General features: G+C 63.3%; 20 protein-coding genes. 8 read left to right on the top strand and 12 right to left on the bottom strand.

Going from position 1 to position 17,445, the window contains the following annotated elements:
• Window positions 1–90 precede the first annotated feature (90 nt).
• Window positions 91–1,083 carry a gamma-glutamyl-gamma-aminobutyrate hydrolase family protein gene (locus tag BMZ70_RS08255; protein ID WP_092272230.1) on the bottom strand — a complete coding sequence of 331 codons (993 nt, stop codon included), beginning with the start codon at window positions 1,081–1,083 and terminating at the stop codon, window positions 91–93.
• A 244-nt stretch (window positions 1,084–1,327) separates the two neighbouring features.
• Here BMZ70_RS08255 and BMZ70_RS08250 point away from each other — a divergent pair, with 244 nt between their 5' ends.
• A complete protein-coding gene (locus tag BMZ70_RS08250; RefSeq protein ID WP_092272228.1) occupies window positions 1,328–1,756 on the top strand; it encodes a KGG domain-containing protein in 429 nt (142 codons plus the stop codon).
• 81 nt (window positions 1,757–1,837) lie between these two features.
• Here BMZ70_RS08250 and BMZ70_RS08245 read toward each other — a convergent pair whose 3' ends face one another.
• Window positions 1,838–2,164: a flagellar basal body rod C-terminal domain-containing protein gene (locus tag BMZ70_RS08245; RefSeq protein WP_092272225.1), complete on the bottom strand. Its 327-nt coding sequence runs from the start codon at window positions 2,162–2,164 to the stop codon at window positions 1,838–1,840.
• A 130-nt stretch (window positions 2,165–2,294) separates the two neighbouring features.
• On the opposite strand from BMZ70_RS08245, the gene BMZ70_RS08240 reads away from it, so the two are divergent.
• From BMZ70_RS08240 to trxC, 5 genes are all read left to right on the top strand, one after another.
• The gene (locus tag BMZ70_RS08240; protein WP_092272223.1) at window positions 2,295–3,146 is read left to right on the top strand and encodes a substrate-binding periplasmic protein; all 852 of its coding nucleotides are present in this window, start codon (window positions 2,295–2,297) and stop codon (window positions 3,144–3,146) included.
• Window positions 3,147–3,213: 67 nt separating this feature from the next.
• Complete coding sequence (locus BMZ70_RS08235; RefSeq protein WP_092272220.1) at window positions 3,214–4,845, top strand: OFA family MFS transporter; 1,632 nt, start codon at window positions 3,214–3,216, stop codon at window positions 4,843–4,845.
• A 173-nt stretch (window positions 4,846–5,018) separates the two neighbouring features.
• On the top strand, window positions 5,019–5,618 hold the full coding sequence (locus tag BMZ70_RS08230) for a phasin family protein (protein WP_229205342.1): 600 nt from the start codon (window positions 5,019–5,021) through the stop codon (window positions 5,616–5,618).
• A gap of 245 nt (window positions 5,619–5,863) precedes the next feature.
• A complete protein-coding gene (locus BMZ70_RS29290; RefSeq protein WP_092272215.1) occupies window positions 5,864–6,082 on the top strand; it encodes a DUF4351 domain-containing protein in 219 nt (72 codons plus the stop codon).
• 57 nt (window positions 6,083–6,139) lie between these two features.
• Window positions 6,140–6,598 carry a thioredoxin TrxC gene (gene trxC / locus BMZ70_RS08220; protein WP_092272212.1) on the top strand — a complete coding sequence of 153 codons (459 nt, stop codon included), beginning with the start codon at window positions 6,140–6,142 and terminating at the stop codon, window positions 6,596–6,598.
• 11 nt (window positions 6,599–6,609) lie between these two features.
• Here the strand turns inward: trxC and BMZ70_RS08215 are convergent, their stop codons facing one another.
• From BMZ70_RS08215 to dctP, 10 genes are read right to left on the bottom strand one after another with little or no spacing between them, the layout of a single operon-like run.
• Window positions 6,610–7,584, bottom strand: coding sequence for an acyltransferase domain-containing protein (locus tag BMZ70_RS08215; RefSeq protein WP_092272209.1), 975 nt, complete (start codon window positions 7,582–7,584; stop codon window positions 6,610–6,612).
• Window positions 7,581–8,510, bottom strand: coding sequence for a triphosphoribosyl-dephospho-CoA synthase MdcB (gene mdcB / locus BMZ70_RS08210; protein WP_092272206.1), 930 nt, complete (start codon window positions 8,508–8,510; stop codon window positions 7,581–7,583). Before mdcB ends, BMZ70_RS08215 begins: the two co-directional genes overlap by 4 nt.
• Window positions 8,501–9,172: a malonate decarboxylase holo-[acyl-carrier-protein] synthase gene (gene mdcG / locus BMZ70_RS08205; protein ID WP_229205341.1), complete on the bottom strand. Its 672-nt coding sequence runs from the start codon at window positions 9,170–9,172 to the stop codon at window positions 8,501–8,503. Before mdcG ends, mdcB begins: the two co-directional genes overlap by 10 nt.
• Entirely contained in the window at window positions 9,159–9,872 is a 714-nt protein-coding gene (gene mdcE, locus BMZ70_RS08200; protein ID WP_092272201.1) for a biotin-independent malonate decarboxylase subunit gamma, read from the bottom strand. The genes mdcG and mdcE overlap by 14 nt, the downstream gene beginning before the upstream one ends.
• Window position 9,873: 1 nt before the next feature.
• Window positions 9,874–10,776 (bottom strand): biotin-independent malonate decarboxylase subunit beta, encoded by a 903-nt coding sequence (locus BMZ70_RS08195; protein ID WP_092272198.1) that lies wholly within the window; start codon window positions 10,774–10,776, stop codon window positions 9,874–9,876.
• The gene (gene mdcC / locus BMZ70_RS08190) at window positions 10,773–11,087 is read right to left on the bottom strand and encodes a malonate decarboxylase acyl carrier protein (RefSeq protein ID WP_092272195.1); all 315 of its coding nucleotides are present in this window, start codon (window positions 11,085–11,087) and stop codon (window positions 10,773–10,775) included. Before mdcC ends, BMZ70_RS08195 begins: the two co-directional genes overlap by 4 nt.
• Before the next feature lie 11 nt (window positions 11,088–11,098).
• Entirely contained in the window at window positions 11,099–12,751 is a 1,653-nt protein-coding gene (mdcA, locus tag BMZ70_RS08185; protein ID WP_092272192.1) for a malonate decarboxylase subunit alpha, read from the bottom strand.
• 1 nt (window position 12,752) lies between these two features.
• Entirely contained in the window at window positions 12,753–14,102 is a 1,350-nt protein-coding gene (locus BMZ70_RS08180) for a TRAP transporter large permease (RefSeq protein ID WP_092272189.1), read from the bottom strand.
• Window positions 14,099–14,656: a TRAP transporter small permease gene (locus BMZ70_RS08175; protein ID WP_175500767.1), complete on the bottom strand. Its 558-nt coding sequence runs from the start codon at window positions 14,654–14,656 to the stop codon at window positions 14,099–14,101. Before BMZ70_RS08175 ends, BMZ70_RS08180 begins: the two co-directional genes overlap by 4 nt.
• Window positions 14,653–15,666 (bottom strand): TRAP transporter substrate-binding protein DctP, encoded by a 1,014-nt coding sequence (gene dctP, locus BMZ70_RS08170; RefSeq protein WP_092272187.1) that lies wholly within the window; start codon window positions 15,664–15,666, stop codon window positions 14,653–14,655. The genes BMZ70_RS08175 and dctP overlap by 4 nt, the downstream gene beginning before the upstream one ends.
• A gap of 94 nt (window positions 15,667–15,760) precedes the next feature.
• Here dctP and BMZ70_RS08165 point away from each other — a divergent pair, with 94 nt between their 5' ends.
• Together BMZ70_RS08165 and BMZ70_RS08160 are read left to right on the top strand one after the other, a co-directional pair.
• Window positions 15,761–16,423, top strand: coding sequence for a GntR family transcriptional regulator (locus tag BMZ70_RS08165; RefSeq protein ID WP_092272184.1), 663 nt, complete (start codon window positions 15,761–15,763; stop codon window positions 16,421–16,423).
• A 320-nt stretch (window positions 16,424–16,743) separates the two neighbouring features.
• Entirely contained in the window at window positions 16,744–17,445 is a 702-nt protein-coding gene (locus BMZ70_RS08160; protein ID WP_130300856.1) for a hypothetical protein, read from the top strand.

The raw sequence follows: 17,445 nt of genomic DNA, 5'->3' as shown, positions 1-17,445 counted from the left end.
AAGATCTATCCTGCATTTCGAAGACCGTCAGTCTACACCCGGTGATGACACAAAATCAAAATACATTTTTTAATGGCATCATTTTGATGCCTAGAAGCGTGTCTCCCGCGCCACGCGCAGGAAATTGTCGAGGATGGCGGTGCAGTCGAGCAGCTCGACCCCGCCGGCGCGGTGGAATTCCGGGTGCCATTGCAGGCCCATCACGAACGGCGCCTTGCGGTAGCGGATGGCCTCGACCATATTGTCCGGCACCGACAGCGCTTCCACCGCCATGTCGCGCCCCAGCGTCTTCACCGCCTGATGGTGGATGGAGTTGACCAGCCCGGTGGCGCGGCCCTTGAACAGGCGCGCCAGCGAGGAACCGGCCGGGAAGCTGATTTCGTGGCGGTTGCGGTCGTACTCGTCGTTGACGTGGGCCAGTGATTCGGGCATCTCGGTAGCGATGTCCTGGTACAGCGTGCCGCCGAAGGCAACGTTGATCAGCTGGCAACCGCGGCAGATGCCCAGCACCGGCTTGCCCGCCTCGACGAATTCATGCAGCAGTTCCAGTTCGTACATGTCGCGCGCGCGGTCGCCGCCCCATTCGGGCCGGGTCGGCGTTTCGGAATAGCTTTGCGGCGAGACGTCGGCGCCGCCTTGCAGCACCAGTCCGTCGAGATGCTTGGCGTAGTCGCGCAGGCGGATGTTGGACGGATGCAGCAGGCCCTCGGTGTTGACGGTCGGGATCATGAACACCAGCACGTCGCGCGACATCACCCACTGCGCGATTGACTCTTCCAGGTATTGCAGGTTCTTGCTGCGCAGGCCGGTGGCGCCGGGCTCGGGATGGAAGATGCGTGCTGACACGCCGATGTGCAGTGGCCGCTGGATGATGTGGCGCGTGGCCGCCGCCGCGATGCGCCGGTAGCGCGCCATGATGACCCGGCCCCACAGGCTGAACACGGTGTCGCCGGGATCGAGATAGCGCGGCGTGGCTTGATCGTGATGGGTCTTGCGCTCGTGCTGGCGGCGGTCGCCGTGGTCGGAGGCGCGGCGTTGCGGATTGGCTTGCGGCGGGTCTTGGTCGTCGGGGCCGGCGCTCATGCTGGTTCCTGCCTGTCTCGGGTGATGATGCGCTTAGTGTGCCATACGTCGACGTCAGCAGTCGCCCGCTACGCGCAGTGAAACCGTTGGGCTGAACAGGAGACGACCGTTGGTTTAAACAAGCAAGGAATGTCCTACATGACGAAGGGGCGAGCGGCTCTACTCGCATTGCCGCGCCAGCCTTAGGATGGTGGTCCTCTAGTGCATCGGCACTAGGTTCAATTCACACTACAGGAGACCTATCATGGCCAACTCGAAACAGGACGACCAAGGCAAGCAAGGTAATCAGGGCAACCAGGGCAACCAAGGTAGCCAGGGCGGCAAAAGCCAGCAGAGCGATACCAGCAATCGCGGTTTCGCTTCGATGGATCCGGAACGCCAGCGTGAAATCGCCGCCGAAGGTGGCCGCGCCGCCCATGCTTCCGGTAACGCGCACGAGTTCGATTCCGAAGAAGCGCGCCAAGCCGGCAGCCAGAGCCACAAGAACGACGGCAACCAGCAAAGCGGCAGCGGCGGGTCGGGTAGCAAAACTGGCGGTAGCCGCGGCGGCAGCCAGCAAAGCGACGACAACAGCCGTAGCGGCGGCAGCGGCGGCGGCAGTGGTGGCACGCGCGGCGGCACGCCCGAGCAGCATGCGGAAGCGGGCCGTCAAAGCAACAAGAATGATCGCTGACGCTAGCGTTTAGACGCCCTCACCGGCAGGGCGACCGATCATGAACCGTGCGCCGCCGGCATTCTGGCGCGCGGCGTGGTGTCAAGCCTGGATATCGATCAGGGTGCCCAGATTTTGGTCGGCAGCCTGGATCACCTTCGCCGACAGGTCGAACTGGGCCTTGTACACCAGTGAGTTGGTGGTTTCGGTGGCGAGGTTGGTGGCGCTCGGCGCATCCACTTGCAGCAATTCCTGTCCGCGCGTGGAAATCGACACGCCGGTCCCGGCCGGGGCATTTTCGCTGAATACCGCCTGTGACGGCTGGAAGCCTTGGGTGCCGATGTTGGCAATGGCATGTGCGCTGTTGCCCAACGCGCGCTCGGCGGCGTTGAGACCGGTAACTCCAGAACTCAGTGCGGCAATGGCCATGACATTTCCCTTCGGCAATAAGACTACAGTGTACACCGCAAACTAAGCTGTTGCAATTTCTCTTGGCAGCTTGATAATATCCCTGGGCAGGCGTAGCATCGAAAGCGATCCTTCATGGAAGTGACTGCTCATGCGACTGCTGTGGATACTCTGCCTGTGGTGCGGTCTGGCGGCGGCCGAGCCGACGGCCGTCCGCTTCCCGCGCTCGAACGGTGACGGCGCCCAGGGCGACTATGGCGTCGCATTGCTGCAACTGGCGCTGTCCAAGGCCGGCGGCCACTACCGTGTCGACATCTCGCCGACGCACATGCAGCAAAACCGCGCGCTGGCCGAGCTGCAATCGCCGCGTGGCAGCGTCGACGTGGTCGCCACCATGACCTCGATCGAGCGCGAAGCGAAAATGCTGCCGGTGCGCATCCCGATGACGCGCGGCCTGATCGGCTGGCGCATCGGCCTGCTGCGCGCCGACCGCCGCGAGCTGCTGAAGGCGGTGCGCGGCCTGGATGACCTGCGCCAATTCACTGCCGGGCAGGGCCAGGACTGGCCGGACACCGGGATCCTGCGCCATAGCGGCTTGCCGGTGCAGCCGGTGGCGATCTACCAGAACCTGTTCGGCCTGCTGAAAGCCGACCGCTACGACTGGGCGCCGCGTTCGGCCAATGAAATCTGGGCCGAGGCGGCGCGCCATCCCGAGCTGGCGATTGATCCTTACGTGGTGCTGCGCTACCCGACCGCCGACTACTTCTTCGTCAACCGCAACAACAGCGCGCTGGCCGAGGCCATCCGCCGCGGCCTGGAAGCGGCGCTGGCAGACGGCAGCTTTGAAAAACTGTTCTACGCCTACTACGGCAAGCAGATCCGCCAAGCCCGGCTCGACAAGCGCGTGCTGATCAACCTGCCCAACCCCTTGCTGCCGCCGCAAACGCCGCTCAGCCGCAGGGAGTTGTGGTTCACCCTGGACGACCTTAAACGTATCCCATAGTTATTGCACTTGTGCTATTCTTGCGCCCGATATTGTTTTTGAGAAACACTCATTGGGGAAAAAAAGAATGGCTTTGTTTGATTTTCTGGAAAAGGAACGCACCGTCGCCGGTGCCGGATTTAATCGTTGGCTAGTGCCGCCTGCGGCGCTGGCAATTCACCTGTGCATTGGCATGGCCTATGGCTTCTCGGTGTTCTGGCTGCCGCTGTCGAAGGCGCTGGGCATCAAGGAAGCGCTGGCGTGCCCGGCCGATATCGGCGTGCTGGAACGCATCCTGTCGTCGAGCTGCGACTGGCAGATCTCGATGCTGGGCTGGATGTACACCATGTTCTTCGTGTTCCTCGGCCTGTCGGCCTGGCTGTTCGGCGGCTGGCTCGAGCACGCTGGTCCGCGCAAGGCCGGTGTCGTATCGGCGGTGTGCTGGTGCGGCGGCCTGGTGATCTCGGCGTTGGGCGTGTACCAGCACCAGATCTGGCTGATGTGGCTGGGCTCCGGCGTGATCGGCGGTATCGGCCTGGGGCTGGGCTACATCTCGCCGGTGTCGACCCTGATCAAATGGTTCCCGGACCGTCGCGGCATGGCGACCGGCATGGCCATCATGGGCTTCGGCGGCGGCGCCATGATCGGCGCACCGCTGGCCGACAAGCTGATGAAATTCTTCGCCACCGCTGACTCGGTGGGCGTGTGGCAAACCTTCCTGGTCATGGCCGCGATCTACTTCGTGTTCATGATGGCCGGCGCGCTGTCCTACCGCGTGCCGCCGACCGGCTGGAAGCCAGCGGGCTGGACCCCGCCGGCCACCAACGCCAACGCCATGATCACCACCAAACACGTCCACGCCAGCAAGGTGTGGGGCATTCCGCAGTTCTGGCTGGTATGGTGGGTGCTGTGCCTGAACGTGACGGCCGGTATCGGCATCCTGGGTATGGCTTCGCCGCTGCTGCAGGAAATCTTCGGCGGCCAGCTGCTGGGCGTGGCCAAGACCTTCAATGAACTGGACACCGCGCAAAAAGCGCAGATCGCCGCCATCGCGGCCGGCTTCACCGGGCTGCTGTCGCTGTTCAACATCGGTGGCCGTTTCGTGTGGGCGTCGTGCTCGGACTTCCTGGGCCGCAAGGTTACCTACGGCATCTTCTTCGTGCTGGGCCTGGGCCTGTATGCCTCGATTCCGTCGATGGCGCATGGCGGCCACCTGGCGCTGTTCGTCGGCTTCTTCTGCATCATCCTGTCGATGTATGGCGGCGGCTTTGCCACCGTGCCGGCCTACCTGGCCGACCTGTTCGGCACGCAGATGGTGGGCGCCATCCACGGCCGCCTGCTGACAGCGTGGGCGGCGGCTGGCGTGTTCGGTCCTATCCTGGTCAACTACGTGCGCGAGTACCAGATCGCCAACGGCGTGCCGAAAGCGCAAGCCTACGACATCACCATGTATGTGCTGGCCGGCCTGCTGGTGGTGGGCCTGATCTGCAACCTGCTGGTGCGTCCGGTGGCCGACAAGCACTTCATGACCGACGCCGAACTGGCGGCCGAGAAGAAGCTGGCGCACGAGCGCGATGCGGCGGCATCGACCGGCACGGTGGTGGCTTCGAACGGCGTCACCAGTCCGGTGGCGGTGGCCTTCGGCTGGCTGGCGGTGGGCATTCCGCTGGCGATCGGCATTGCCATTACCGTGCAGAAAGCCGCTGTCCTGTTTAAGTAGGAATATTCGGGTATGCCGGCACGTTTGATATTTATCAAACGTGCCCGGTGAGGTTAACGTAGCCTTGACGTTCGCGCTGCAACCGCAGCGCGGATCATTTCCCTGGCACTTAACCTTCGAGGCAATCTATGTACCCATTTTCCCAAATCGTTACCCCCGCTGCAAAGAACCACATGGAAGCGCAACTGTCGTTCTTCAACGACATGTCGAAATCCCTGTTCCGCACCGTCCAGCAGTACAGCGACCTGAACATCCAACTGGCGCAGACCCTGCTGGAAGAATCCACGCAGGCCGGCCAGCAGGTCATCACGGCGCACCGCGCGACCGAGGTATTGGCCGCCGCTGCATCCCACGCCCAGCCGACCGCTGAAAAGCTGCGCGCGTATCAGCAACACCTGTCGCGCATTGCCGCCGATACCCACGTCGACCTGTCCAAGGTGGCAGAAGAGCACGTGCAGGAAACCAGCCGCACCGCCAAGGCGCTGGCCGACGAAGTGGCGCGCGTGACCTCGGAAGAAACGGAAAAAAACCTGCGCAGCCAGCAGGAGGCCGTGGAGCGCTTCACTGATCCGTTCTCGTCGTTCCGTTCGGATGGCGCCAACCAGTCGCGCGGCAATGAAGGGCGCGGCAGCCAGACCCTGCAAAGTGGCCAGAACGGCGCGGAAGGCCGTGAGAGCGGTCATATGCAAGGCGGCCAGGCCACCCAGGCCCAGACCGCAGCCCAGGCCGCCAGCCAGACCGGCAAGCAGTCGGGCGCCCGTAAAGAAACCTGATCGCGGCTCCCCGCCGTAACCCGCCGCGCCGCGCGAACCACTCGCACGGCGCGGCATTTTTTTTGCTGTTTGTCATATGGTGCAGCGGCGTCTGGCGGCAGACTGATGATGGTCTTGCCTGAGCTTTATGAGCGACGTTACTGGAGGGCCTTGCAACGGATGGAAAAGGAGCGCTAAATGGAACTGTACAATCCATTGGAGCAAATGCTTATCGATGATGGCATCAAGAAGGGCTTGAAAAAGGACTGCAACAAGGACTGAAGAAAGGGAGGGAAGAAGGGCGCGCCGAAGGTGCTATCGCTCTGCTGGAACGTCAGCTAACCAAGCGCTTCGGGCCGTTGCCGAAAACTGCCCAGGCCAAGCTGGCCAAAGCTAACCTGGCGCAAGTGGAGGCATGGAGCGATGCGCTGGGCGCTGCGCAATCGCTAAAGCAGGTTTTTTTGGTACGCCCCGTTGACTCGTGAATCGCTATTTTTTCAGCGCTGCATTATCATGCTCAGCTTGATGTTGGGAGAATCACGATGAGCAATACCAGTCCTGCGCAGCCGGAGTCGCTGCATATTGTGTGTCCGCATTGCGATGCGGTGAACCGGGTGCCGGCGGCCAGGCTGGCGGCGGAGCCGGTGTGTGGCAAGTGCCAGAAGGCGCTGTTCACCGGGGCGCCGGTGGACTTGGGCAGCGCGCGGTTTCTGAAGCAGATCGAGCGTAGCGACATTCCCGTGCTGGTGGACTTTTGGGCTCCGTGGTGCGGCCCGTGCCGCACGATGGCGCCGTTCTATGCGCAGGCGGCGCAGCGGCTGGAGCCGCAGTTCCGCGTGGTGAAGGTGGACACCGAACAGGCGCAGGATCTGGCGGCGCGCTACGCCATCCGTAGCATCCCGACGCTGGCGCTGTTCAAAGGCGGCCGCGAAGTGGCGCGCCAGCCCGGCGCGATGGATGCGCAAAACATCGTCGCGTGGGCGATGCAGAACAACCGCTGATCAGCGTTGTGTCACCCCTCGCTGGCGCGCTCCAGCCATTTGCGGATGCCGTCCAGCGTGCGGAAGTCCGCCACCGAGCGGGTGTTGATGTGCGGATGCCGGTTCTGCAGCATGCGCGACAACGCCGCGCCGGGGCCGAGTTCCAGTGCGACGGTGATGCCGGCTTCGGCGGCGGCGTCCATGCACGCCAGCCAGCGGATCTTTTCTGCCAGCTGGCGTGATAGCGTTTCGACCGCGCGTGCTTGATCGCTGACGGGAGCGGCGTCTATCCCGGCCATCACTGGCGCTTGCATCGGCAGGGACGCAGCCGCGCTCAACGCCGCCGCGAACGGCGCCACCGCGCCAGCCATGTAAGGCGTGTGCGACGCCACCTCCACCGGCAGGCGCTTGCTGCGCGCGCCGGCTGCCGCAATCGCCTGCTGCAGTTGGTCGGCCTGCGCGGCAGGCCCGCCGGCGATGCAGGTATCTTCCCCGGTTTCGATGCTGACGTGATAGCCATGATGCGCGGCCAGGCTGCTGGCGCTGGCAAGCGGCAGGCCGGTGATGGTCAGCAGCGCCTGGCCGGGTGCGGCGCGCTGGCAATCGTCCATCAATTGCGCACGCTGCGCCGCCAGCACGACCGCCTGCTCAGGCATGAAGGCACCGGCCACACTATGCGCAGACAACTCGCCAATGCTGTAGCCAGCCACCAGCGCCGGCTGCGGCGCGAAATCGCGGATGGCCTCCCACATGCACAGCGTGGCCGCGACGATCAACGGTTGCGCGACGCGGTTGGCGAACAGGTCACCATCGCTTGGCCGCGCCAAGCCGTCTGGCGCGCTGTCGGCGACGCTGCCGGCCCGGTTTGCGGTGGAGGGCATGGGAGCGAGCGCGGTCAGACGGTCAGCCAGTGCATTCGCGGCGGGGTTGGTGCGCGCGAGGTTGAACATCCCGGCATGCTGGTCTCCCTGGCCGGGACAGAGCAGCAGCAGGCGCGCGCGGCTCATTGCTGGTCCAGCGCTGCGATGGCTTGCACCAGGCAGCACGCCGCCAGCAGATCCGCCGCGCCGCCCGGCGACAGCCGGTGCTCGATGAAGACGTGATGGCTGGCGATGGCCCTTACGCGCCAGCCCGCGCTTGCCGTCCCGCCCAACGCCAGAAAACGCTCCGCATGATCGCGCACGATCTGCGCGCCTTGCGGACCGGCGCGGTGATAGACGTTGCTGTCGCTGATGTGCGCCATCAGCGTGTAAAGCGTATCGACGCGCTCCTCTGTGACCGAAGCGCCACGTGCGCGCGCCGCCAGCAGGGCCGGCAGGCCAACCTCAAACACCGACGGCAATCCCAGCGCGCCTTCCTCCCGCGCGCCGCTCACCGCATACCGCGCCGCCACGCGCAAACCATTCGTTTGCGCAGTTGCTGCAGGAGCCGCGTGGCCCGCGAGTTCCTCGCCCCAGCGGATCAGCATCGCGGCACGCAGGGCGGCAGGGGTAAGCGGCGTGCCTTGCGCACGCGCGCGGCCGGCGGCGGCGCACAGCATACCGAGACTGAAGATCGCACCGCGATGCGTGTTGATGCCGCGTGTCGCTTTCAGCATCGCTTCCTCCGCCGCGATGCCCAACTGCTTCAACTGCGCAAACGGCGCGTCATCCCAACCTGCCAAACAGATTTTGCGGAAGTAGTGGCGCAGCGCGAACATGCTGTGCATGAAGGTGCCCGCATCCATGTCATCGTGGCTGCCGCTATCCACCGGCGACACCAGTCCCGGCTTCGGATACAGGCACAGCTCCGCGTGCAGGCTGCGCACCGCCAGCCGCGTTACCTGCCGCGCAAATGCTCGCCGTGCGGTGCGGCCGATTGCGCGCGCGGACCCCGCAAGCTGCGATGCGGGTTGAGCCGCCGCGCCGCGCTGGCGCACTGTGATCATGCGCATCGCTGTACCTCCTGCGCATCCAGTGTCGCCAGAAGCGAAGCAGTATTCGTCAAGCGCACCGTGTGCAACTCCTTGACCATCACCTTGGCCGGATGGCGCACCGCCATCTGCCACTCCTTCCACGACACCGCCGCGCCGCCGGGGAATACAATCTCGCCATCGAGCGGCAGATGCTTCGTGTGACGCTCCAGCAGCACCAAACCATCATCCAATTCCTGCCGGCTGGCCGGATGAAACAGCAGATCCACGTCCGAAGCCGGCGACACGTACTGCAAGCCAGTCAACGCCTGCATCGCCAGCGAGCCAAAGACGCGCAGGTGCAGCGCCGAAGCCTCATCGCACAATGCCGTCAAGCGCGCATGCCAGGCGCCGGAAAATGGCAACGCCGCCCGTAGCCCCATCGCCGCCGACGACCGCACCACATCGGCAGCCTTTACGCGCAAGGCAATCCGCGTCTTCACGCCGGCAGTATCTGGCGGCACCGGCAGGCCAAGGCAAACTTCATCCAGCGAAGCATCCACATCCTGCCGCCTCACTACCGCAGGCCAGTTGCGGCGCTGCCACTGCGTCAACGCCGCCGCATGCTGCGACTGGGTAGCACGCGCGGCTTCCCAGCCAGCCTCGCTGAGCCACACCAGCATATGACGTTCAAGCGTGGACATGGCCGCCCGATACCACAGCATCAATCACCGGCTGCGCCAACTTGCGGCCGCCGCGCTGCAAGCCCAAGGCGCTGCGCTGATCGCCGGCCGACGGCTGCGCCAGCGCCGCACGCAAATGCGCTGCCAGGTCGCCATTCCAGATCGATTCCAGCCCGCCCATGCGCAGATAATTCTCCGGCCCCGGCGCAAACACCGGATTGCTCTGCGCCAGCTCGGTCAACAATTCCTCCGCCACCTTGGTAATGCGCGCCATCGCCGGCAAGCCCATGACACGAATGGTCGCATCGGGCAGGGCGTAACAGGCATCCGCCATCAAGCCGCTGGTGATAAAGCCGCCCGACAACGCCTGGTCGTACACCAGACCGATAATCTTGTGGCCCTTGCGTCGCGCCAGATCCACGCACTTGCCCAGATGCGCCATGTAGCTGTTAATGCCCAACATCTCGTCGCGATGGCGCAGGCGCTGGCCTTGCGTATCGATCAGCATCAGGATCGGCATGCCGGGATTCTCGCGCACCGTGCGCAGGATCGCCTGCGCTTGCGCCAGCGCGATCTCCACACCGATCGGCGTGTGATTAGTGGTGCCGATCACCGCCACCGCACGGCCGTCGACTTGCGCGCTACCACTCAGGAATTCGTTCTGCTCGACGATGGCGTGCCCCTCGGGGAACAGCGCATCCGCCAGTTTTTTCCAGTCCATCTCAGGCTCCCTTGCGGCGCGTTGCCGACGCCGCGATAAAGCTATCCACATCCAGCATGGGAATATTGGCCGCATCCGGCATCTGCATCGCGCTCCAGATATCGACCGGATCGGGCAGGGCGCCGAAGTTCTGCAAGCGCGCTTCCAGCATCTGCTGCTCGGCCTCCAGCGCTTCCAGCGTCAGGCCGGTGGCGCCGCCAGACAGCGCCGCCACCGCCTCCTGCGCGGCGCTGCGGAAGGCCGCCACGTCATCGGCCACGATACGCTGGCAATCGCCCAGCAGATAGCGGTGCTTACCGCCGCTGGTGCGCCACACCAGCGCGCGGTCGCGTGAATCGAATTCCTCCACGCCGTTGGCGGTCTCGATCACCTCCGGCCCGGACATCGCCAGCCGTCCTTCCTCCGACATGATGACCACATTCGCGCAGCGCGTGACGATGCCCATGCCGCCAAACGCGCCATTGGCGCCGCCCACCAGCGCAATCACCGCAACGCCGGCGTCGCGCGCATCGAGCAGGGCGCGCATCACTTCCGACACCGCGATCAGGCCCGCATTGGCTTCATGCAGGCGCACGCCGCCCGACTCCACCAGCAGCACCACGGCTGCCACGCCATCTGCAACCGCCTTGCGCAGCAGGCCGACCAGCTTGGCGCCATGCACCTCGCCGACCGCGCCACCCATGAATGCGCCTTCCTGCGCCGCCACGTACACTGGCACGCCGCCAAGCAATGCGCGGCCGATAGCCACGCCATCGTCAAACGCCACCGGCGCATTCAATTGTGCGAGGTGAGGGCTGGTGACGCGCGCCGACGGTGGAATGAATTCCTCGAAGCTGCCGGCATTGAATAGAAGCTGCAAGCGCTCGCGCGCAGTCGCTTCCTGATAGCTGATTGCGCGGCTCATGCTGCGTCTCCCAGCATGGTCTGCACGGCCTGGTCCAGACGCAGGCTGACCACGGCCGGCGTCGCGCCCATGTCGTTGATCGAAATACGCGTATCGGCCAGCAGCCAGCGCGCGTGGAAGTCGCGCATCACCGCTGCCCAGATCGGGCCGAAGCCGACGGCGGCGGTGCTGATCTCGATGGTGCACGCACCATCCAGCGCGGCCGGCTCGATCAGCACTTCAAGATTACCCGAGCCGACCACGCCCACCACTTCCGGTGCGGCGGTGAGGCGGCGCGTTCCTTGTTCAAATCGATAGTTGAGAGTTTCCATGTCCGTGCTCCTTACCAGTTGCGGAAACGCTTGGGCGGGTTGTACAAGCCGCCCGATGCCCGCACCAGGTCCTTCATATTGCGGGCCGCCAGCAGGTCGCGCGTGGCGAGACGCTTGTCGATGCCGAGATCCTCGGCGCGGGTAATCACGCCGCGATCGCGCAAATTCTCCACCATGCGCCGGTCGCGGCCAAGTCCGACCGGCGTGTAGCCTGCCACGCCGCGTATCGCCTGCTCGCGTTCCTCGTCGCTGCGGCACAGCAGCAGGTTGGCGATGCCTTCCTCGGTCAGGATGTGGGTAACGTCGTCGCCGTAAATCATCACCGGCGGAATCGCCATCTTGGCTTGCTCCATCAGCACCCACGCATCGAGCTTTTCAACGAAGGCAGGCTGCATATGCTCGCGGAAGGTTTCCACCATCTGCACCACCAGCTTCTGGCCGCGCGGGATGGTATTGCGGCCCTCGCGCGCCTGCTGGCCGGCCTTGAGCCACGCCGGGCTGGCGTGACGCCGTCCGCGCGCATCCGCACCCATATTGGATGCGCCGCCAAAGCCGGCGATGCGGCCCGCCGTCGCGGTGGACGAGTTGCCCTGCAAATCAATCTGCAAGGTCGAACCGATGAACATGTCGCAGGCATAGTGGCCGGCGGCCTGGCACAGCGCACGGTTGCTGCGCATGGTGCCGTCCGGGCCGATCGCGAAAACGTCCGGCCGCGCATGGATGTAGTCCTCCATGCCCAGCTCCGAACCAAACGAATGCACCGAGCTGACGAAGCCCGCTTCAATCGCCGGGATCAGCGCCGGATGCGGATTCAGCGCCCAGTGCTTGCCGATCTTGCCGCGCAGGCCAAGCGACTCGGCGTAAGTCGGCAGCAGCAGTTCGATGGCTGCGGTGTCGAAGCCGATGCCGTGGTTCAGGCGCTGCACCTCATACTCGGCGTAGATGCCTTTGATGGCCATCATCGCCATCAGCACCTGGATCTCCGAAATCTGCGCCGGGTCGCGCGTGAACAGCGGTTCGATGTAGTAGGGGCGCGGCGACTGCACCACGAAATCCACCCAGTCGCCCGGCACGTCGACGCGCGGCACTTTGTCCACCAGCTTATTCACCTGCACGATGACGATGCCCTGCTTGAACGCCGTGGCCTCGACGATGGCCGGCGTGTCCTCGGTGTTCGGGCCGGTGTACAAGTTGCCGTGGCGGTCCGCCGCTTCCGCCGCGATCAGGCACACGCGCGGCGGCAGGTCGATGAAGTAGCGGCTGAACAGCTCAAGATAGGTGTGGATGGCGCCGATATTCAGCTTGCCGGCGGAAGCCAGCCGCGCCACCCGCGCCGCCTGCGGGCCGGAGAAGGAAAAATCCAGCCGCGAAGCGACGCCGCGCTCGAATACATCGAGATGCTCCGGCAACGCCAGCACCGATTGCAGCATGTGCAGGTTGTTGACGCGCGCCGCATCCAGGTTGGCCAGGGCATGGCCGAGGAAGTCGGCCTGCTTCTGGTTGTTCCCTTCGAGGCAAACGCGGTCGCCGCATTCGATGACCGCATGCAGCAGATCGGCGATGCGCGCGGCCGGCAGGCTTTTGCCGTCCAGTTCCGCGCCCAGCGCCGCGCCGGCACGCTGCAATCGCGCCGCGCGGTTTTGCTGCAAGGTGTTCCAGGACATTTTATTTAGCTCCCATAATCATGTCAGGCAGACCGGTTGCAATCGACGGGAAGACGCACAGCAGCAGCACCGCCAGCACCATCAGCAACAGGAAGGGGAACACGCCCCAGACCACATCCTTGAGCGGAATGTCCGGCGCGATGTTCTTGATAACGAAGATATTCAGCCCCACCGGCGGATGGATCAGGCCCATCTCCATCACCACCGTCATCACGATGCCGAACCAGATCAGGTCAAAGCCGGCTTCGCGCAGTGGCGGCAGAATGATCGGCGCGGTCATCAGGATGATCGACACCGGCGGCAGGAAGAAGCCGAACACGATCACCATCAGCAGGATCACCGCCAGCAGCACCCACTTCGACAGGTGCAGGCTGACCACCCATGCAGCTGCCGACTGGCTGATGTGCAGGTAGCTCATCACATAGGAGTACAGCAGCGACATGCCGATGATCAGCAACAGCATGGTCGATTCCTTGATCGACGAGCCGAGGATGGGCGACAAATCCTTCGGCCGCCACACGCCGTAGATCACGGCCAGCAGCGCCAGTGCGAGCAGCGCGCCGAGGCCTGCCGTTTCGGACGGTGTGGCGAAGCCGCCATACAGCGCCACCATCACGCCGATCAGCAGCACGATGAAGGGCAGCACGCGCGGCAGCATTTCGACTTTTTCGCGCAGCGTGAAATGCTCATCTTCGAGATAGGCCGACTTCTCGCCGCCTTTCTGGTAAATGTCCAGCGCCATGCGGTATTCCTTGCGGGCGCGGTAGACGGCATAGCCTGCGAACAGGATCACCAGCAGGATGCCAGGGCCGATCCCGGCCAGGAACAAGCGGCCCAGCGACTGCTCGGCCGCCACAGCATACAGAATCATAGTGATCGACGGCGGCAGCAAAATACCAAGCGTGCCGCCGGCCGCGATGATGCCGGCCGCGAAGCCCGGCGAGTAGCCGCGCTTGCGCATCTCCGGAATGCCGGCCGAGCCGATGGCCGAGCAGGTGGCGGGCGACGAGCCGGCCATCGCCGCGAACAGCGCGCAGGCGAACACGTTGGCGATGCCAAGGCCGCCGGGGACTTTGTGCATCCAGGTGTGGATGGCGGAGTACAAGTCCTTACCCGCCGGTGACTTGCCGATGGCCGCGCCCTTCAGGATAAACAGCGGGATCGACAACAGCGTGATGGAGGCCATCTCTTCGTACACATTCTGCGTGATGGTGTCCAGCGACGATGCCGGCATGAAGAAGTACATAAAGCCAGTGGCCACGACGCCCAGCGCGAATGCGATCGGCATCCCGGAGAACATCACCACCAGCGTGACGGCGCCGTACAGCGCGCCCAGGGTCAGGTCACTCATGCTGCTTGCTCCGGTTTGTTGGTCAGGCGGGCCAGCGTTTGCAGAACAATCTGCAGCGTCAGCAGGGTCATGCCGGCAGCCATCATGGAGTAGGGGATCCACAGTGGCGGCGCGAAAGTGGAGGAGGTGGTCTGGCCATCGACCCACGCCTCATGGAACAGCAGCCACGATTTCCACGTGAAGAACGCGCAGAACAGCATCGAAACCAGATCCACAAAGAACAGCCGCACCGCATTCACGCGGCGCGGCAGCAGGCCGGCCACCGCTTCAATGCCGATATGGCCGCGATGATATTGGACGTAGGCGGTGCAGAAAAAAGTCACGCCGACCAGCATGAATACCGAGGCCTCGTCCTGCCAGTCGGTGGGCGCGTGGAAGAAATAGCGCGATACCACCGAGTACGTCAGCACCAGCGCCGTCAGCACCAGCGCGATCATGGACAGCGCCATCAGCAAGCGATTGAGTTTGTCCATCCACGCTGTCAGCGCCGCAATGACGGGATTGTCCGGCGGTGCGGGGCCGCGTGACGGCTGCAGTTCGACGCCGTGGCTCACAGCGTTTTCTCCGCGAGTTTGAGCAGGTTGGCGCAGCTAGGGTTCTTCTCGCCGTAGTCCTTCCACGCGGTGGCCTTGGCGATGTCCTGCCATTTCTTCAGCGCGCCCGGATTCATATCGACTACTTTGGCGCCGGTCTTCTGGTAGACGGCGGCCACTTGCTGGTCATCCTCCTTGGACGACTTGAGCGCGAACGCTTCCAGCTCGGCGCCGACGGTCAGCAGGATTTGCTGTTGTTCCTTCGGCAGGCGGTCGAACACGGAGCGCGACATCATCAGTGGTTCCAGCATGAACCAGTAGGAACCGGCGCGCGCGGTGGTCAGGGATTTCGATACTTCTTCAAGACGGAACGAGATCAGCGAAGTGGAGGAGGTGAGCGCCGCTTCCATCGCGCCGGTCTGCATGGCGGCGTAGATTTCGTTGGACGGCAGCGTGACCACGGCGGCGCCGGCGGCCTTCAGCATCAAGTCCATCTCGCGCGAGCCGCCGCGTATCTTCATGCCCTTGGCGTCGTCCGGATCGACCACCGGCTTGCCGCGCGAAGCCATGCCGCCGCCTTGCCAGATCCAGCTCAACATCACGATGCCCTTGTCATACAGGATGCGCGCCAGCTCCTTGCCCACTTCCGCATTCTTCCAGCCGTAGGCTTGGTCGTAGGAGGTGACCAGGCCGGGCATCAGGCCGATGTTCACTTCCGGGACCTCGCCGCCGGCGTAGGACAGCGGCACCAGCGACAAATCCAGCGCGCCCTTGCGCATGGCCGAGAACTGGGCGTTGGTTTTCATCAGCGAGGAGCCGGGATAAATGGAAAACTTGAGCGCGCCCTTGGAGCGCTTTTCCACTTCGGCTGCGAACATGCGGGTCAGGCGGTCACGGAAATCACCCTCCGTGAGCGTCCCGCCGGGGAACTGGTGGGAAATTTTCAGCCCGGTCTGCGCCCAGACAGGTTGCAGCAACAAAGGGCTGGCGGCCAAAGCGGCCAGTACGGACCTGCGGGTGATAGCGCTCATACATCCTCCAAGGGTGGGTGAATTATGCAACGTTCGGTCTTATGTATACAAGAATAGCGGTTGCGAATACATTGTCAAGCGATATAATGCAGACATGACCACCCATCCCACCACCCTGCGCGAGCAAATCGAAGAGCTGATCGCCGTTGGCGAGCTGAAGCCGGGGCAACATCTGGACGAGACCGAGCTGGCCACGCGCTTTGGCGTGTCGCGCACGCCGATCCGCGAGACGCTGATCCAGCTGGCCTCGATGGGGCTGGTGGTGATCCGGCCGCGCCGGGGCGCCATCGTGGCGGAGCTGGGGCCGCAGCAGTTGGTGGAAATGTTCGAAGTGATGTCGGAACTGGAATCGACCTGCGGCCGCCTTGCCGCGCGCCGCATGACGCCGGAAGAGCAGCAGGCTTTATTGGCGGCGCATCAGGCCTGCCAGGAAGCGCTGGACGCTCAGGAACCGGACGTCTACTACTACCGCAACGAAGTCTTCCATGAAGCGATCTACGCGGGCAGCCACAACCAGTTTTTAATCGAGCAGACGCGCGCCCTGTACCGCCGCCTGCGCCCGTATCGCCGCCTGCAACTGCGGGTACGCAACCGCCTGGCCACCTCCTACCACGAACACGACGGCGTAGTGCAAGCCATCCTCGCCGGCGACGGCGACCTGGCCGCCCAACTGCTGCGCGAACACGTCATGATCCAGGGCCAGCGCTTCTCCGACCTGATGGCCTCCCTGCCGCAGCTGAGGCAAGACGCCGCGTAATCACTCCATCTTTGCAGGCTTACCGTGATTTTGCACGAACTCGTCATGATCGAGGGCCGGCCCTTTTCCGACCTCCTCCCTGCCACAACTGTGTAAAGACGCCCGTAATTCGTTCATTTCGGCGCCGCTTGACATTCCTGGAATTGACTGAAGTCAAGCAATGTTGATTATCAGATTTAATTATTAAAAACTCATCACTAATATATCTGCGGGAACTTTGCTCTCCCTATCGAGTCTGGCTTCTGGCTTGACCTTGCAAATTTGATCGTCGCCATCTTCAAGTTTCTGTTCTGGATAGGCTCAAAGTCATGAGGGAGAAAATGATGAAATCCCAAAATAGAACTTCATATGGATGCGGTTTATTGGCCATCCTCCTGGCTTGTCCGATGCTTTCGATGGCGCAGTCCTCCCAACTTCCGTGGGATCGCATGCAGCAGCAGCTTAAGAAAAATGACGGGCTGATTGCATATGAGATTGCTTCAAATTTCGAGCTATTGGGAGACTCCGCTCCGGAAATCGGCCAGTATTCCACCCGCGTTCGTCAATTGGATCAGAACGGTATTCCGTTAAGAGAGCTTGATAGTAGCGGCAAAGAATCAGCGGATGCCTACAAAATGGATACACTGAGCCTTTCTCTGGCGGCATATGCCGCGAATCGGCCGGAAGGGTTTGTGTCGTCGCCATCATCGATAGTTCTCCTTGGCGACGAAAACGTTAATGGCAAGCCAGCATTGGTGTATGAAGTGAAGGGGCGTATCGGGAAGGGGAATATTCCGGTTTTAGCCAAGATATGGATCGAACAGACAACAGATGCCCCAGTCAAAATCGAAGGGACGATAGAAAAGTTACCGCTGCCCGGCGTGAAAAATGCGACCTTTCTCCTACAGTACGCGACCAGCGAAAGTGGCCTTGTCCTACCGTCGGAGTTTCAGCTCAGATACAGCATTTCCATGCTATTTAAAACAGGCCAGGTCGCATTCCGGCAAACGCTCTCAGACTGGAAGCCCCTGCCGGCAAAATAA

Source organism: Duganella sp. CF402 (assembly GCF_900109645.1).
GTDB lineage: Bacteria > Pseudomonadota > Gammaproteobacteria > Burkholderiales > Burkholderiaceae_D > Rugamonas.
Note: the sequence above shows the minus strand (reverse complement) of the source record. Positions and strands in the feature narration are given on the sequence as shown.

What these genes read in the sequence shown, in the direction of transcription:
- BMZ70_RS08255 (WP_092272230.1), bottom strand. Translation starts at nt 1,083, where the DNA reads ATGAGCGCCGGCCCCGACGACCAAGACCCGCCGCAAGCCAATCCGCAA.
- BMZ70_RS08250 (WP_092272228.1), top strand. Translation starts at nt 1,328, where the DNA reads ATGGCCAACTCGAAACAGGACGACCAAGGCAAGCAAGGTAATCAGGGC.
- BMZ70_RS08245 (WP_092272225.1), bottom strand. Translation starts at nt 2,164, where the DNA reads ATGGCCATTGCCGCACTGAGTTCTGGAGTTACCGGTCTCAACGCCGCC.
- BMZ70_RS08240 (WP_092272223.1), top strand. Translation starts at nt 2,295, where the DNA reads ATGCGACTGCTGTGGATACTCTGCCTGTGGTGCGGTCTGGCGGCGGCC.
- BMZ70_RS08235 (WP_092272220.1), top strand. Translation starts at nt 3,214, where the DNA reads ATGGCTTTGTTTGATTTTCTGGAAAAGGAACGCACCGTCGCCGGTGCC.
- BMZ70_RS08230 (WP_229205342.1), top strand. Translation starts at nt 5,019, where the DNA reads ATGGAAGCGCAACTGTCGTTCTTCAACGACATGTCGAAATCCCTGTTC.
- trxC (WP_092272212.1), top strand. Translation starts at nt 6,140, where the DNA reads ATGAGCAATACCAGTCCTGCGCAGCCGGAGTCGCTGCATATTGTGTGT.
- BMZ70_RS08215 (WP_092272209.1), bottom strand. Translation starts at nt 7,584, where the DNA reads ATGAGCCGCGCGCGCCTGCTGCTGCTCTGTCCCGGCCAGGGAGACCAG.
- mdcB (WP_092272206.1), bottom strand. Translation starts at nt 8,510, where the DNA reads ATGCGCATGATCACAGTGCGCCAGCGCGGCGCGGCGGCTCAACCCGCA.
- mdcG (WP_229205341.1), bottom strand. Translation starts at nt 9,172, where the DNA reads ATGTCCACGCTTGAACGTCATATGCTGGTGTGGCTCAGCGAGGCTGGC.
- mdcE (WP_092272201.1), bottom strand. Translation starts at nt 9,872, where the DNA reads ATGGACTGGAAAAAACTGGCGGATGCGCTGTTCCCCGAGGGGCACGCC.
- BMZ70_RS08195 (WP_092272198.1), bottom strand. Translation starts at nt 10,776, where the DNA reads ATGAGCCGCGCAATCAGCTATCAGGAAGCGACTGCGCGCGAGCGCTTG.
- mdcC (WP_092272195.1), bottom strand. Translation starts at nt 11,087, where the DNA reads ATGGAAACTCTCAACTATCGATTTGAACAAGGAACGCGCCGCCTCACC.
- mdcA (WP_092272192.1), bottom strand. Translation starts at nt 12,751, where the DNA reads ATGTCCTGGAACACCTTGCAGCAAAACCGCGCGGCGCGATTGCAGCGT.
- BMZ70_RS08180 (WP_092272189.1), bottom strand. Translation starts at nt 14,102, where the DNA reads ATGAGTGACCTGACCCTGGGCGCGCTGTACGGCGCCGTCACGCTGGTG.
- dctP (WP_092272187.1), bottom strand. Translation starts at nt 15,666, where the DNA reads ATGAGCGCTATCACCCGCAGGTCCGTACTGGCCGCTTTGGCCGCCAGC.
- BMZ70_RS08165 (WP_092272184.1), top strand. Translation starts at nt 15,761, where the DNA reads ATGACCACCCATCCCACCACCCTGCGCGAGCAAATCGAAGAGCTGATC.
- BMZ70_RS08160 (WP_130300856.1), top strand. Translation starts at nt 16,744, where the DNA reads ATGATGAAATCCCAAAATAGAACTTCATATGGATGCGGTTTATTGGCC.